The 14,267-nt window shown below is 58.6% G+C and carries 14 protein-coding genes; 7 read left to right on the top strand and 7 right to left on the bottom strand.

Going from position 1 to position 14,267, the window contains the following annotated elements; genetic code table 11:
* Window positions 1-204 precede the first annotated feature (204 nt).
* The gene (locus tag AC0J5Z_RS15050; protein ID WP_475033642.1) at window positions 205-597 is read right to left on the bottom strand and encodes a hypothetical protein; all 393 of its coding nucleotides are present in this window, start codon (window positions 595-597) and stop codon (window positions 205-207) included.
* A gap of 119 nt (window positions 598-716) precedes the next feature.
* Window positions 717-2,738, bottom strand: a complete 2,022-nt coding sequence (locus AC0J5Z_RS15045) for an alpha/beta hydrolase (RefSeq protein WP_475033640.1) — start codon at window positions 2,736-2,738, stop codon at window positions 717-719.
* Between the two features lie 96 nt (window positions 2,739-2,834).
* On the opposite strand from AC0J5Z_RS15045, the gene AC0J5Z_RS15040 reads away from it, so the two are divergent.
* On the top strand, window positions 2,835-3,056 hold the full coding sequence (locus AC0J5Z_RS15040) for a helix-turn-helix domain-containing protein (RefSeq protein ID WP_475033638.1): 222 nt from the start codon (window positions 2,835-2,837) through the stop codon (window positions 3,054-3,056).
* A gap of 12 nt (window positions 3,057-3,068) precedes the next feature.
* Here AC0J5Z_RS15040 and AC0J5Z_RS15035 read toward each other — a convergent pair whose 3' ends face one another.
* The gene (locus tag AC0J5Z_RS15035) at window positions 3,069-3,677 is read right to left on the bottom strand and encodes a HEPN domain-containing protein (protein WP_475033636.1); all 609 of its coding nucleotides are present in this window, start codon (window positions 3,675-3,677) and stop codon (window positions 3,069-3,071) included.
* Window positions 3,678-4,834: 1,157 nt separating this feature from the next.
* Here AC0J5Z_RS15035 and AC0J5Z_RS15030 point away from each other — a divergent pair.
* On the top strand, window positions 4,835-5,083 hold the full coding sequence (locus tag AC0J5Z_RS15030; RefSeq protein ID WP_475033634.1) for a hypothetical protein: 249 nt from the start codon (window positions 4,835-4,837) through the stop codon (window positions 5,081-5,083).
* Window positions 5,084-5,191: 108 nt separating this feature from the next.
* Here AC0J5Z_RS15030 and AC0J5Z_RS15025 read toward each other — a convergent pair whose 3' ends face one another.
* Together AC0J5Z_RS15025 and AC0J5Z_RS15020 are read right to left on the bottom strand one after the other, a co-directional pair.
* On the bottom strand, window positions 5,192-5,458 hold the full coding sequence (locus AC0J5Z_RS15025; RefSeq protein ID WP_475033632.1) for a hypothetical protein: 267 nt from the start codon (window positions 5,456-5,458) through the stop codon (window positions 5,192-5,194).
* A 157-nt stretch (window positions 5,459-5,615) separates the two neighbouring features.
* On the bottom strand, window positions 5,616-5,840 hold the full coding sequence (locus AC0J5Z_RS15020; RefSeq protein ID WP_475033630.1) for a hypothetical protein: 225 nt from the start codon (window positions 5,838-5,840) through the stop codon (window positions 5,616-5,618).
* Between AC0J5Z_RS15020 and AC0J5Z_RS15015 the strand changes: the two genes are divergently transcribed.
* On the top strand, window positions 5,751-6,032 hold the full coding sequence (locus AC0J5Z_RS15015) for a tyrosine-type recombinase/integrase (protein ID WP_475039726.1): 282 nt from the start codon (window positions 5,751-5,753) through the stop codon (window positions 6,030-6,032). The two genes, AC0J5Z_RS15020 and AC0J5Z_RS15015, sit on opposite strands and share 90 nt — an antisense overlap.
* A 121-nt stretch (window positions 6,033-6,153) precedes the next feature.
* Here the strand turns inward: AC0J5Z_RS15015 and glnA are convergent, their stop codons facing one another.
* The gene (gene glnA / locus AC0J5Z_RS15010) at window positions 6,154-7,578 is read right to left on the bottom strand and encodes a type I glutamate--ammonia ligase (RefSeq protein ID WP_090825712.1); all 1,425 of its coding nucleotides are present in this window, start codon (window positions 7,576-7,578) and stop codon (window positions 6,154-6,156) included.
* A 312-nt stretch (window positions 7,579-7,890) separates the two neighbouring features.
* Between glnA and AC0J5Z_RS15005 the strand changes: the two genes are divergently transcribed.
* Entirely contained in the window at window positions 7,891-8,328 is a 438-nt protein-coding gene (locus AC0J5Z_RS15005; protein WP_475033625.1) for an RDD family protein, read from the top strand.
* Window positions 8,329-8,403: 75 nt separating this feature from the next.
* Here the strand turns inward: AC0J5Z_RS15005 and AC0J5Z_RS15000 are convergent, their stop codons facing one another.
* On the bottom strand, window positions 8,404-9,165 hold the full coding sequence (locus tag AC0J5Z_RS15000) for a DUF4191 domain-containing protein (RefSeq protein WP_475033620.1): 762 nt from the start codon (window positions 9,163-9,165) through the stop codon (window positions 8,404-8,406).
* Between the two features lie 313 nt (window positions 9,166-9,478).
* On the opposite strand from AC0J5Z_RS15000, the gene AC0J5Z_RS14995 reads away from it, so the two are divergent.
* The 3 genes from AC0J5Z_RS14995 to AC0J5Z_RS14985 are packed head-to-tail and all read left to right on the top strand — an operon-like array spanning window position 9,479 to window position 14,218.
* Window positions 9,479-11,503, top strand: a complete 2,025-nt coding sequence (locus AC0J5Z_RS14995; protein ID WP_475033616.1) for a CDP-glycerol glycerophosphotransferase family protein — start codon at window positions 9,479-9,481, stop codon at window positions 11,501-11,503.
* Window positions 11,503-13,377, top strand: coding sequence for a hypothetical protein (locus tag AC0J5Z_RS14990; RefSeq protein ID WP_475033614.1), 1,875 nt, complete (start codon window positions 11,503-11,505; stop codon window positions 13,375-13,377). Before AC0J5Z_RS14995 ends, AC0J5Z_RS14990 begins: the two co-directional genes overlap by 1 nt.
* Window positions 13,361-14,218: an acyltransferase gene (locus AC0J5Z_RS14985; protein WP_475033612.1), complete on the top strand. Its 858-nt coding sequence runs from the start codon at window positions 13,361-13,363 to the stop codon at window positions 14,216-14,218. The genes AC0J5Z_RS14990 and AC0J5Z_RS14985 overlap by 17 nt, the downstream gene beginning before the upstream one ends.
* Window positions 14,219-14,267 lie beyond the last annotated feature (49 nt).

Here is a 14,267-nt window from a genome sequence, read left to right as displayed (position 1 = left end):
GGACAAGCAAAGCGAAGCATGCGATGCAGCAATTACTCAGGCCAATGGGAAATCCGGCCGCTTATCACCGTTCTTGACGCGTGGAGACCGTACACCCGCTAAACGGCGCAGGGAGTAAAGCGGCTCGGCTCTTATGGGTCCCCCGGTATTACACCCCGAGACACCACCCTGGCCAAGCCGTCACCTTTCCGTGCAGCTGGACTTCTAGCGGAACTTGCCTTCCGGATCGGGAACACAACGGGTATTTCCGCCGAGTGTGGACCCGAAGCTACTTGATCCAAACTGCATGGAGAATTTGCCATCACCGAAGCCAGTGGTCGTCTGGTCACGATTAGCCCCCGAAGGTTGAGTATGAACGACTCTTAACCCTTGGGTCCCAAACAGTTCTTTTACCGCCTCATGTATCGCCTCAGCCTGATCTTGTGCAATTGCACCGTGCGTGCTGTCGTAGTTGAATCGGGTGCCCTCAGTGCCGTCGGGGAGGGGGCAAGCTAGTCCCGGTTTATCCGAAGTGACTTTTGTCCACTCACCAGGGACGAGGGCTTGAATCTTGGTGAAGAGGTCGAGGTACTCTTCGCGGGCTTCTTCTGGTCCCATGGTCTGCTCCGCAGTGGTGGTAGGGGGCTTGGTGTCAGGGGTCGTCCCGCAGCCAATCAATGCAGCGAGGACGACTAGGACAAGGCCCTGGATGAGAAATCTTCGCGAAGACATGATGATCATCGTTTCACATTCGTGAGTTGGTCATTCAAGCCGAGAGCGATCTTGGCTTGATTGTTGGCTGACTCGGTGTTGCGATCAAAGTATCCGTAGATGCCGTTCTCGCCTCCGGTTTGTCCATCGTGGGTTTTTGTGGGGTGCTCGATGGTGCCATCAGGTGCTGAGGCGCCGTCTGTGCCGAAGGTGACGGCACCGAACCCGGGGTCTTCGGTGCTTTTTCGCTGCCAGCCGAGCCCGTGCCCGACTGTAGCTACGTGGTCCCAGTCGTAGCTTCCCCGGTAAACTGTGCCGCCGGGATTCAGGTGGAGATCGTTGACGGAGGACACGTTATCAGGGGTACCAACGTCACCGACGAGGATAAGGTTATCGACCGGTAGCCCAGCCTTTGCTGCCTCCATGGCTCCGAGGGAACCCATGGAGTGCCCAACGGCTGTCGTCATGGCGGTGCTGTCGAGGGCTTGATGAACAGCGTTGACACCTGTCACGTCGTTGCGAAGGGCGGCCCCAACGACTTTGGCCTGATCGTTGCTGAACACACCCAGGTCCTTGGCTGGTTCAACACCAATCCAGGCGACCACGGCGATCCGGTCAGAATCTATTCCATTACGCGACGCGAGCGTCCGCTGATCGAGACGCTGGTCAGCCGCTTGCAGAGTCTTCGCTGTCATGTCATGGCCAACGGTGGTATTCAATCCGGGGATCTGGTAGGTGACGTTCTGGGCGGCGTCAAGGTCTCCAACGGAGATGGACGCGCCTAACCCGGTTTCGGACCCTTGCTTTAGGCCATAGGGAATGAAGCTCACGAGTTGAAAAGCCGATGACTCGTCATCGACGTCGGCGACTTTGGTGGTGCCGTCGGAGTTGTAGAGCGATTGCCAGATCTTGTTGACCATGCCTTCCTGGGATGCTTCATCAACTTCTCCGCCATGTTTTTGGCGGTACGTCTTCCAGTGGTCGTGCATCTGCGTTAACTTTTTCCGGTTGGCGAGGTTCCGGGCGGTCGCGGTGATTCCGTTCAGGTTCCCGATGACCCCGGGCAAAGTATCGATCAGGAGTTGCTGTTTTTCCCCGATGGTTACTGTTCCCGTTTTGGGGTTAACCGTCTGGCCGAGCCCGGCCCACCACTTGGTTGTCCGGACAGGGTCCAGTCCTGGTTGACTCAGGAGAGTCTGGAGCCGGGCGGCGCCGCCATTACCGAGCCAGGTTTTGAGTTGCGCGGCGCTCATAGCCCCGATGTCGTTCAAACCTACTTGCCCGGGTGGTGCGTACTGTATGAGAGCCCCGTTCAAGGCAGTGTCAGCCAAGAATCCGCTGCCGGCGTTCTCGAACGCGGTGGCGATCTGGTCAATCCAATCCGCATCAGCGGCGTTGATTTCCAGCAACTGCTCAAAACCAGTCACGAAGGTGGTGGTGCCGCTGTTCACCCAGGAACACGACGCAGTGAATCCACTCCACGCGTTCCGGACGCGACTGAGTTCTTCATTCAGGGTGTTCGTGGACGTACGGGACAGGGACGCGAACCCGCGCAGTTTTCCAGGGTCAGCCGAGGCCGTTTCGGCTCCTGACCCGCCGGCGAACCGAGCCCGGGCACGCGCCGAGAACGCAGCTGAAATCGTCGGTGCCGCGACCGGTGCCGCCTCGGGCATCGGGTCAACGATCATGGTTGCGAGGGCCACGGATTTGTGGACAATATCCCCGGACATGACTTCTTGTTTGCGGACACCGTCGCGTTGCTGCCAGGCATCCATTTCCTTCTGCCGCGATTTCTCTTCCTGAGCCCGCAGTTTCGCGTCGCGGACGTCATCAGCCAGAGCAGCCAGAACACCCGCAAGCCTGCCGCGATCGTCGGACCTGATGCCACAGGCCTCCTCGAACAGGCGCGCATAGCCGCCCTTGAAGTCCTGCATCACCTGATCAATGGCGCCGTTCAGGAACCCGCCCTCGCCACGCAGGACCCGCTCAGCAGAGTCAGCAGCATTAATTAGCGCGTCAGCAGCCCCGTCTTCAAAAGCAATCCCCATGCCCGCCCCCAAACGAGAACAATAAATCCAACGACTAGCATAACCTCTTATGGTTGTGCGACAGGCTCCATAGCCGTAGGACTTTAGGATGGGTGCATGCCCTATGAAATCAAGAAGCCCCGATTCCTAACGATTGAGCAGGTCGCGGAGGAGCTGGCGACCAGTGACGTTCAGATCCGCGCAATGCTCAAGACCGGCCAGCTCAAAGGCATCCAAATCGGGGGCCGCAATGCCTGGCGAATCGGGCGGCAGGACCTTGAAGCTTCATCCAGGACGCCTACCGGCAAGTCAGCGAACGAATCGCAGCGGGGAACTTAGAAGAGGATGCAGCTAGCTGATAGCTGGCGAGTTGAGAAACGCCTCGTAGGCCGAGAAGACTTTCCAGTAATCTTCACGGTCGATATTTGCGAGTGCATACATGAACTTGTCCAAGTCTTGGAGCGCTGACCGTATCAGGGCGTCGTCCACTAATTCCAGAAGCAGGAGGATTCTAAGGGCCCATCGGATTGACACGGACAGTACGTAGTACCGGGAGATCTCTTCTTCGCCAAATTCGTCATCCTCCGGGAGCCCGTGGCTTTGTACGTTCCGAACATCCTTCGTAGCCTTGATCCAGCTTTCCAGCGATGGGCCTAGCAACCCTGTCGCAATTCTGTTCACCCGCGGCAGCATTTCAGTCAGCCGCTCAGCGTACGAGAGCTGATCCACGTGGCTCATAGCTTCGTTGTAAGCCCTTTTCGCCACTGAAGCATCGGCGACGCCCTCCAACGCAACTACGGCCGCATTAGTTGCCTGGCTTTTGACCTTTTCCAGTTTGTTTCTCGATAGAGGAGGGTTAAATCGATTGGCGTCAGGCACCAGCCTTCGGTGCAAGCCTTCCAGTGCTGTTGCAAGCATCTGTGCGTCTACTTGGAGCACACCTCTGTCTTCGGTAGCCACGAAAGGGATCGGGCCGAGCTTTTTAGCTTTCGATAGCCACGCGGCTACAACCTTCAAGTCCAACTTGTTGAGGGGTAGTAATGAACGTGAGGCAACCGGGGGCGCGTCTTGAACGAATTCCCAATCGCACCACCCTTTAGCCTGCATGTGCACTTGAGTCACGCAGACACCCGTTGGTGATCCTGTCCAGAGGTGGAAGAGGGCAGTCAGAAGCGTGGGGAACCGCTGAGTGAGACTGTGCACCGTGTGACGAGACGAGGGCTCCCAAGTCAGTCCGGGTCTGTTGCCATGTGACCAAGGACTGAGCCGCCCTTCAGCCAGTGTGATCGGTTCGTCGTTTACCCAGTCTCCGCGTGACAGGGAAAACGAGAGTCGGACTGCCTCTGCATGGCTGTTCGGTCCATCGACGTGTACGCCCCAAAGAATGGACTCTGTTTCGTACACCTGGAGCGGCGCAAACCTAGTACCCAGATCCACGCTCATGCGTGCATCGAGGACAGTGAATGGACTTCCGTCCTCAAGCCCCCACAGCGGGCGGGGCTCGAAGTCTTCTACAACCCCCCCCGGCGATTGCCGAGGTCAAAGGTCACGTGATCGCTTGTGCGGCGGAGGCTCACCTGTTGCGGTTCCTCAACCCACTTTTCGGGACGCAACCGAAAACACTGGTCCTCTAGGCTCAGAGTTGCCGGGGTAGTCGGCTCTTGACCCGGTGTCCCCAGTAGAACCTGTCGTTGCTGAATCAGCTTAGGCCGTGTCTCTGCATTCATGGTCACGTGTGGATCATACGTGCCGGATGCCTTCCCTCGGTCAGTCGATGGGGCGAGGGATTCGTTGTCTTTTCCGCGCTGCAACTCCATCACATTGTGTCACCGACGCTTCACAGGCTATTTCCGAAGCCCGGATGTGGATGGCGCAGGGCCGGACATCGCTTGTTAGTGGCGTTGTCCGGCCCTTCCCGCGGAACCGAGGGCAGCCCCGGCCAAAGTGGGGGAAACGATGGCCGTTGCGAGGATCCGGTGAACTCAGTAAAGACCAGCCCCATAGGGCCCGCACGCGTAGTCAGTACTCAACTTTCGAGGCAAAAGCTGAGCTGCTACCGGCTCAAGTACCTAGCGAACCTATACAAGTACTTAGACCGACTGGGTTAGCATCTTGCCATGACTAGTGACCCCGTGCATGATCGCCTGTTTGCCGCTGAGCAAGACTCCAAAGAGCACCTCGATTCTCTGTTAAAGGAGAAGGGGGACAAGCTCGGGATCGACGCAACGACAGAGCCCGTACCGGTAGACCCAGGGGACGCGGAAATTATCGACACAGCCGACCAGCACCACGGCGCCCGCCTCCAAACTCAGGTTCATGACGCAATCGAGTGGGGAGTCAGCCCCACGGACGACGCGCAGTCATAGATGCGCTGATGGAGGCGAATGACCAAAGCTGGCGGTGAGTGGCTGCGGTGCGGTGCGGGTGGTGCACCACCCAGTCACGGACGGCACCAGCACGCGCGGTGTATAAGGCTATATACGGAAACCCCCAGCGACAAACCTGATAGCCTCCTCAGCCGTGTGCGACATGATCGTTCCGTCCATTGACCCGCCCCTTGGCCCCGCCCAATAGCTGGGATCGGGAGCGTCATCCTTGGTGAGGATGCCGAATTCATCCCATCCTCCGTCCCACACCTTGCGGATCATCCACTCCTTAAGCGCCGCGTCCTGGTTTATGGCTTGGTAGGTGTACCCACCGACATCGACGCTCGCATACATAATCTCGTCATCCCTACTCATGGCATGTCCTTCCAGGCTCCGGCCGCCCTTCGGCCTCTGCCTATCTCCAGCATGTCAAAGAGGTCCGACAGGCTTCCTACGGCTCCGGCGCGTGCGGATGCGCTGGAGGAGGAAATGGGCTCCACGCCATCAAGGGATCAGATTGAAGTATGGACTCTTATTCGTGGTGACCATTCTCAACAGGTAGTCCTTGCTTTGCGACAGAGGCCCCCGTTTGCTCGGCAGCGATCATCACGGCCGCATCAATGGTTCCCAGCTTCGAGCTTAGATACTTCTCTGCCAGCCCGCAGATATCGTCCCACTCGTCCGCCTCGACTTCCGCGAAGCTCGAAGTACTGTTGTTGGCCTGCCAGAAGGGTTCCGCTTCCACGACCTCAGGCATTACTTCGCCTCACTGCTTATCGCTCAAGGGCTTGATGTGAAGGTTGTTCAGAAAAGCCTTAGGCATTCGTCAGCGAAAACAACGTTGGACACCTACGGGCACATGTGGCCTGACAAGGAAGACACGGCGCGTGCTGCTGTTGCTGGCGTCCTTGCGGAACCGCTCAGTTCGCGGGCGGAGAAGCACGTATAAGCGCCTAGCTATTAGCGACGAAAAGGCCGTCCCAGGTAGTGAAACCCGGGACCGGCCTTTTCTGTGTCTCGCTTCTTGCGGACTGTCTGCGGACTATGCCCGCTTTTGCCGCATGATCTAGCTAGACGCCGTAGTAGAGCTCGAACTCGTAGGGGTTCGGGCGCAGGGACAGCGGGCGGATCTCATTCTCATACTTGTAGTCAATCCAAGTATCGATGAGGTCCTGGGTGAAGACGCCGCCGGCCTGGAGGAACTCGTTGTCCTCGCGAAGGGCCTCGAGTGCTTCTTCCAGGGAGCCCGGAGCCTTGGGGATGTCCTTGGCTTCCTCGGCCGGGAGCTCGTAGAGGTCCTTGTCGATGGGAGCCGGGGGTTCAATGCGGTTGCGGATGCCGTCGATGCCGGCCATCAGCTGGGCAGCGAACGCCAGGTACGGGTTGGACGAGGGGTCCGGAGCGCGGAACTCGATGCGCTTGGCCTTCGGGTTGGTGCCCGTGATCGGGATACGGATACCGGCCGAGCGGTTGCCCTGCGAGTAAACCATGTTCACGGGAGCTTCGAAGCCCTTGACCAGGCGGCGGTAGGAGTTAACCGTCGGGTTGGTGAAGGCCAGCACTGCGGAGGAGTGCTTCAGCAGGCCGCCGATGTACCAGCGTGCGGTGTCGGAGAGGCCTGCGTAGCCCTTCTCGTCGTAGAACAGCGGGTCGCCGTTGCTCCACAGCGACTGGTGGCAGTGCATGCCTGAGCCGTTGTCGCCGAAAACCGGCTTCGGCATGAACGTGACGGACTTGCCCCAGGCGTCAGCCGTGTTTTTGATGACGTACTTGAACTTCTGCAGGTCATCAGCAGCCGCGGTCAGCGTGGTGAACTTGTAGTTGATCTCAGCCTGGCCGGCGGAGCCAACTTCGTGATGGGAGCGCTCTACCTCAAGGCCGGCCTTGTCCAGTTCCACGCACATGGCGTCGCGCAGGTCAGCTTGCTTGTCGGTGGGGGAAACCGGGAAGTAGCCGCCCTTGACGGGGGTCTTGTAACCGAGGTTTCCGCCCTCTTCCTTACGGCCGGTGTTCCAGTGCGCTTCTTCGGAGTCGATCTTGTAGAAGCTGCCCTGCGGGGAGGACTCGTACTGGATGTTGTCGAAGACGAAGAACTCGGCTTCGGGGGCGAAGAATGCGGTATCGGCGATGCCGGTGGATGCCAGGTACGCTTCAGCCTTCTCTGCCACGCCGCGGGGATCGCGGTGGTAAGGGTCGCCCGTACGGGGGTTCACGATGGAGAAGTTCAGCGCGAGCGTCTTCTCGATGCGGAAGGTGTCGATGAAGGCCGAGGTCACATCCGGGATGAGCTGCATGTCGGACTCAGCGATGCCCTGGAAGCCGCGGATGGAAGATCCGTCGAAGAGCTGACCGTTGACGAAGAAGTCGAGGTCAACGCTCTTGGCCGGCACATTGAAGTGCTGCTGGACACCAGGAAGGTCGGTGAAGCGGATATCGACGAATTTGACGTCTTCGTCTTTGATGAACTTGAGGACTTCGTCCGCAGTCTTGAACATCTATGCTCCTTATGCATATCAAGTAACAGGCCCGGAAGGCCGCGTGGTGCAGCCCATACCAAATGCTTCGGAGACACAAAAAGATCCCCGTGCCATGGTGGCTGGCAACTCATACCACCTTAGGGAGATGGGATTTCCCGGGGGTGTCAGTATTGTTTCCGGCAGGTTACAGAATCATCTGTCGTGTAAACGGTAGTCGGCTTCCCGGTGTCCGGTCCATGCGGGTCCGGTGGGCGAACACCCGGACGATACGCGGCCACATCGGCTTGCCGACGGTCGGTCGCCAGGCATACCAGCCGTTAGGCTTGGAGTGTGGTAGATCGAAAAGACATTGGCTCCTGGCTGAGCGGACCGGACACTTCCGGAATCTCCAAGTATCCCGGCGAACGGCTGGGATTGCCCGAGTCCGGCCCCGGCTCGATGGCGCGCGCTGGACGGCGCATCCTGGGCATAGCCGTGGACTGGACCATCGCCTTGGTGATCAGCAATTTCGCCTTCGGGGGCGACCCATGGGCAACATTGGCCATCTTTGCCGTGGAACAGATCCTTCTGATCGGCACGTTGGGATACAGCATCGGTCACAGGATCGCAGGTATCCATGTGGTTCGCCTGGGCGGCGGTCCTGCAGGCCCGCTGGCCGCTGTGGTGCGGACCCTCCTGCTGTGCCTGGTGATTCCGGCGGTCGTTTTCGATCCCGACCAGCGCGGCCTGCATGACAAAGCCATGAACACCATCCTCATCAGGATGTAACGCTGGCTTTCCGCTGACGCAAGCCAAACGAACACCGCCCCTGTCTCTGGACAGGGGCGGATTTTTGGTATGGGATCAGCGTCCGCGTGCGGCCTTGCGGTCCGGGCGGGCCTTGTAGGGGTCGATGCCCTTGGGGATCGGCAGGCGGTTTCCGAGGGAGTTGATGCGCTTGGACACTGCGTTGACTTCAACCTTGGTGAGTTCGTTCTTAAGCTTGCCCATGGTCTTAGCCAGCTTGTTCAGGGGCACCTGGCCCTCTCCGCGACCGGATTCCAGCACGTGGATGGTCACGTTGGGCAGAATACGCGCAAGGCGCTTGCGTTCTGCATCCACCAAAGGCTTGACGCGGTGGGAGGGACCTTCACTGACCAGGATGACGCCTGGGCGACCAATCGCCATAAAGACGGCGTCCTGCGTGCGGGGGTTGACGGCAACAGGCTGATCCTGGGTTACCCAACCGCGACGAAGAGTACCCAGGGCTGCGCCGGACGCGCCGGGCTGGTTCTCAATCTGCGCGAAAGCCGCTTTTTCGGCACGGCGGGAAAGAATAAATACTGCCGCGAGCAAACCCAGCGGGATGCCAATGATCAGGCCGGTAACCCAGTTCTCCAGCAGGAAACCGATGAGGAAGGCCACTGCAACCACTGCGAGGAACGCGAGCACCATGATCCACACGACCTGAGGATCGTTCCGCCGCGTCATCTTGAAGACTTCAGCGATCTGCTTCAGCTGGCTAGGCTTCTTTGCCTTGGCTTCCTTGGGCTTGCGCTGGAACAGCCCACGCTTGGGTGCGTCGGCCGAGGGGGTCGATTTGCTGGAATCAGGGGAGTTCGCCATAGTGCCTTAATTCTACGTGATGTACGCCCGGACACTGGACGCGTAGGTGGACGCCATCGAGTCGCGGTGGCCTGAGTTCAGCCCGAATACGGGAGTGGGTGGCCGGGAATCCAAAGTGTTGGTGATTCTTTTTTCAAATTCCCGTCACGATTCCGCCTGGGTCGGCACTCACCTTTAGTGAGTTCCTCGCGCCGAAGACTCGATCCTGTGTTGCCGCGAATTGCCTTGGCGACGGGCACCCCTCATCGAGGAACCAGTCGGGGTCCTCCTCGTTAGCGCGCCTTCTACACGTTCGACCCCCCATAGGAACCAAATGCCCGATTTGCCGCCACTGCTCACTATTGTCCTTGAGGAAACCGGACAGCTTGATCGTGAGTCAGCCATGTATCGACGACTGATAGCTGCTCGTTTGCGCCTGGAGTCGCAATTTGCCCTCCTCCATGTCGGGGAGCCGCTGACCACGGCCGTTATCGCAAGGCTTTGCCAAGAGATCGGGAGCAAGTACGTCATCTTCATGAGGACCTCGCATCTGCTGTCCGCGAATTACGTCGCCACCTTCTTCGAATACCTCAAGACACGGACCGTCTATCTCGCTGAGCCCGTGATCTATACGGGAGCCATCCCAAAGAACGTGGCCGGAACCAAAATCGACGACGCCTACCACTACTCCCGGGACACTGACGTCTTTGGCTGTGCCTTCAACACGAGGAGGTTGTCCGACGCGCTGGAGGCACTGGGCGATGTGGATCGTTCGGCCATCTACACCAGCTACCGGATGTATTGGTCCGTAGCAAAGGTCAGGCAGCTGACCACAGGCTTCTCCATGGCATCGGACACCAAGGCAGCGACAGGACTCCGGATTCCCGGAGACGCACGCCGCTTGATGCCGGTGATACCCGCTGCATCCATGGAAATCAGGCTGCAGGTCCTGCGCTACGTTGTGCTTTTCCTGCGAGGCATGCGGGGACAGAAAGCAACCGCTGTCAGCTTGAGTCACCTCCGGGACCTGATCCGCAGTTTTGAGCTGATTGAGGTGCTGGGAATGGCAGAGCCCCTGCAGCCCTTCGAAGTGGCATGGATCCGTTGGCTGGATGATCCTGCCGCCAACAAGCAGTTCTACAAGCAACTAAGCGACAAAGATGCGTACTTGGTGTTCCGCCAAAAAACTGGAAATACCGAAACCGAGCTGCCACTGTATGAGTTGCTCTTCCACGAAGAGATTCTCACCATCGGTAAGTGCTATCTGGCACGTAACCTCCGGTCCGGCCACGCCAGGCCCGGCAGCTACAACTTCTACAACCGGCGGATCACTCCTTCTTCCACGATTTTGTTCTTCGATCGGCCTCTTCAAGCCGACGACAACGCCGAGCACCTCTACGAATACTTCACAAGGACGCATCCCGAGTTCAGCAATACATACTTCGCGATCAACCCCAAGTCGCCTGATTGGGCACGGCTTGAAGCCAAGGGCTTCAAGCTGATCCCCATCTTCACGAAGGAGTTCTACGAGAAATTCCTTGTTTCGGACCTTGTGGTGTCTTCCCAGATCTACAACATCAGGTACAGGGGCAAGTCTTTCGCCAACTCCCGCTTCGTTTACCTCCAGCACGGCATCCAGCTCAATGACATGTCCGATTGGGTTCTCTCCAAGTACTTCGACGTCTTCGTCGCCACAGGCCGTATCGAAGCGGACTACATGAGGAAACTGGCCCCGGTGGAGACGCTGAACTCCGGGTTGCCCCGTTACGAGTCCTTGGCCCGTGACGAGGACGGAGGGCAGCATCTTCTTTTCATGCCCACGTGGCGGTTCAACCTGCATCAGTCATCGTCCGAGCACTTTGCCCAGTCCACGTACTTCCGTGCCATTGACAAGTTGCTTTCGGATCCCGGGCTGCTGAAATTCCTCGAGGACACAGACCGCGTCATGCACGTAAAACTCCACCCCAACGTGGAAAAGCGCGCCAGCCAGTTCAGGTTCTCGGAACGGGTTGTGAAGTCTGAACTGAGTTACCGGGAGGCCATACGCTCCGCTGAACTGGTCCTGACGGATTACAGCTCAGCCGCCCTTGACGCTGCCTTTGTGGGCACCCCCATCGCGTACTACCACTGGGATGCAGACGATTTCTTCAGGGACCAGCCCTACGAGAGCCGCTTGGACTACGTCGAAGACGGGCTGGGTCCCGTGTTCAGCGGGCACTCCGAGGTGGTGGACCACATTGTCCAGGAAAGATTCGCCTTACCGGACCCAAGGTTCAAGCACCGGCGTGAACGCTTCTTCGAAGGCGTGGATCCGGCACGGATCAACGAAAAAATTGTGGAAAGGATGTTGAGTCTCTGATGACGTTGAGACACGGCTTCAAACGGAGCATCACCGATGCCGGCCGGGCAGCTGCCTACTCGCCGGCCGGCTTGGAGTTTGCCAGGGCGCTATTGGCATTCCGCGCTGATTCGCCCGTGCGAAAGATCATCAAAGCCAGGGGCTTGGAGGGGAGAATACGCCGGATCGCTTCTGAAAGCCTCCCGCAGGGTATGTACTTTGCAAAACTGACCATTAACGAGTGGGAGGGATGGAAGGGTAAGCAGTTCCGGCTCTTCCAGGACGGCGAGGTGGTTTATGGAAACACGGTTGAGCCGCCGGCGCGGGGCTTTCCGCTTGAGTACCGCAACATCATGGTCAGTTCGGACGATGTCTCCCGCTTCGCCGTCGATATTGACGCCCCTTTCGAGTTGAAGATCGGGCGGGGGGCATTCACCACGCCTCAGCAGCTCACATATGACGACCAGTACGGTGTGGAGCAGCACGGCGACGTCTACTACTCCTTGCGTGGCAATACGACCAACCCGAAAAAGATGCTCATCACCTTTCCGGGATTTGGCCCCTCAACCACCCGGATTTCCTACGCGGTGAGTTACCTCAAGGACCTCACGGACACGGATCTGCAGGACACCCTGATGGTGTGCTTCCAGGACCGCTACTTGGTTGCCGGTTCCTACATGATGGTCGACAACGCCGGGAGGCTGCTTTACGACCGTGTTGTTGGAGCAATTGAAGGGCTGCGGAGCCGGTTCCATATCGACCAGGCGGGAATGCTGCTCTTCGGTGCCTCCAAGGGCGGCACCATCGCCATCCAGTACGCCAAGGACTATCCAGGGGCCGGATTGCTGCTTGCAGTGCCGCAAATGAACCTGCCCTATTACTTCAACAAGCCGTTCTTCAAGGACAACCTTTTTCGGAACCAGGCTTTGCGGAATACCGAACAACCAGAGGACCGCCTCCGGGGATATTTCGCGGAGGGACGCAAAATAGACTACTTCTATACGAATTCGGACGAACTCAGCAACCACTCGCTTATCGAGCTGGTCAGCGACGTAGCCAACCTATCCAAATACCGCATCAACGGCGAACATTCCGATGTAGCCCGGGCGGCTCTGCCGGCCATGCTGGGTATCATCCGGAGGTTCCTCAACGGCCCCGTTCATGAACAGTTCGCTTGCGAAGAAATGCGGACCTTCCGCTATGGCCAGAACCTTCAAGTCCAAGTCCGGGTGGATCCTGATGCGTCAAGGGTGGCCGGAGCCAACTGGTTCATTCGAGGAAGCTCGGGCAGAACGCGCTTCCTGCAGCTCATGACTGAACACTCCTACGACTTCGTTAAATACACCGCCGGCGAGCAGAGCCTCTTCCCGGCCTACGATCCGATCGACCAGCTCACACAGGTGATCGCCATGGAAGCCAATGGCACTACATGGGCCGGAACCTTGCCGGAACCTGTGAAGCCTGGGTCGCGCATACCAAAGCAGGAGCTGAGTTCCGAAGCGCTGGCCCTCCACGCGGAAACTGTGCGCGAGTACGTAGTGCTCGACGGCGATTCGTTCGCCCGCTTCCGGTATCGGTGCCGCCGTCTGGCCGCTGACGGCGACACCATGGAAATACACTTCGTATCCGACGCCGAAGTGGACATTGCTGGGATCGAAGACAGCAGCAGACGGATTTCCTGCAGGGCAGTTGTCCAACCCCTTGATGGCTGGTCCATGGCTGACCTTGTCGCCTTGAGATTCGTCATCGCCGCAGGGGTTCAGCGCTTGCTCATCGTTGTCCATGGCCACAGCTACGACGAAGCGTCCGAAGTCCTGTCGGCAGTGGAATGGGAAGACACCAGCATTGTCATCAGCGCATCAGAGGAGGTCAGCAGCTTTGCCGGACAGCAGTGATTCGACAAGCAAAGGCAAGGCGCAGAAGAACCAGATCATCCGCTCCTATGCGGACGTTTCCGGGGTTCAGGACAACGTGGTGCATCTCCAGGACACTCCCGGTTCCGAATTCACGTCATCCACCATAGAATTCGCCGGAACCGGAAACGTCCTGTTCGTCGAGGATGGCACCCGGTTGCGGAATACGAGGCTGCGCTTCCTGGGAAACGATGCCGTCATCCACCTGCGAAAGTCCCACGGATTCCTCAGGTTGATTGCCACCGTATTCGAAGAGTCCGTTTTCTACCTGGGGCCAGGAGCAACCTTCACGTCGGAAGCGCGGTTTCTTCCTACCGAGCGCAAGCACGTGATTGTGGGCAGGGACGCAATGTTCTCGTCGCGGGTTGCCTTCAGGACCGCTGATCCCCACTTGATCTACTCCGTGGAAAGCCACGAACGGGTAAACCCGAGCGAATCCATCTGGGTGGGGGACCATGTGTGGCTCGGGGAAGACACGCTTCTCCTCAAAGGCGCCAAGATTGGCTCGGGCAGCATTCTTGCTGCCCGGGCCTTGATTACCAAGAAGGTCCCGTCCAACTCGACTGCCGCGGGCGTGCCAGCCCGCATAGTCAGCAACGGGATCTTCTGGACGCGACCTTCCGTGCATGGCTATACCGAGGCCCAGACCGGGCAGAGCCTGGTCCATGCGGGAGATGATTTCATCTTCGGCGCCGACGGAAATGTGGCGGACGTCCAGGGTCTGGAAAGCGAATTGGACGCGGCGACTTCCGGTATAGGAAGGGCGGCCTGGTGCTTCCAGTTGGATCAGATGGACGGAAAGAACCGGTTTTATATCGCCTGAGCCAACTCAGCCGCGCCTCTTGGGTTTCGCGGCGCGGCTGAGAATGGGT

Source organism: Paenarthrobacter sp. TRD_SC_7, assembly GCF_056156245.1.
Note: the sequence above shows the minus strand (reverse complement) of the source record. Positions and strands in the feature narration are given on the sequence as shown.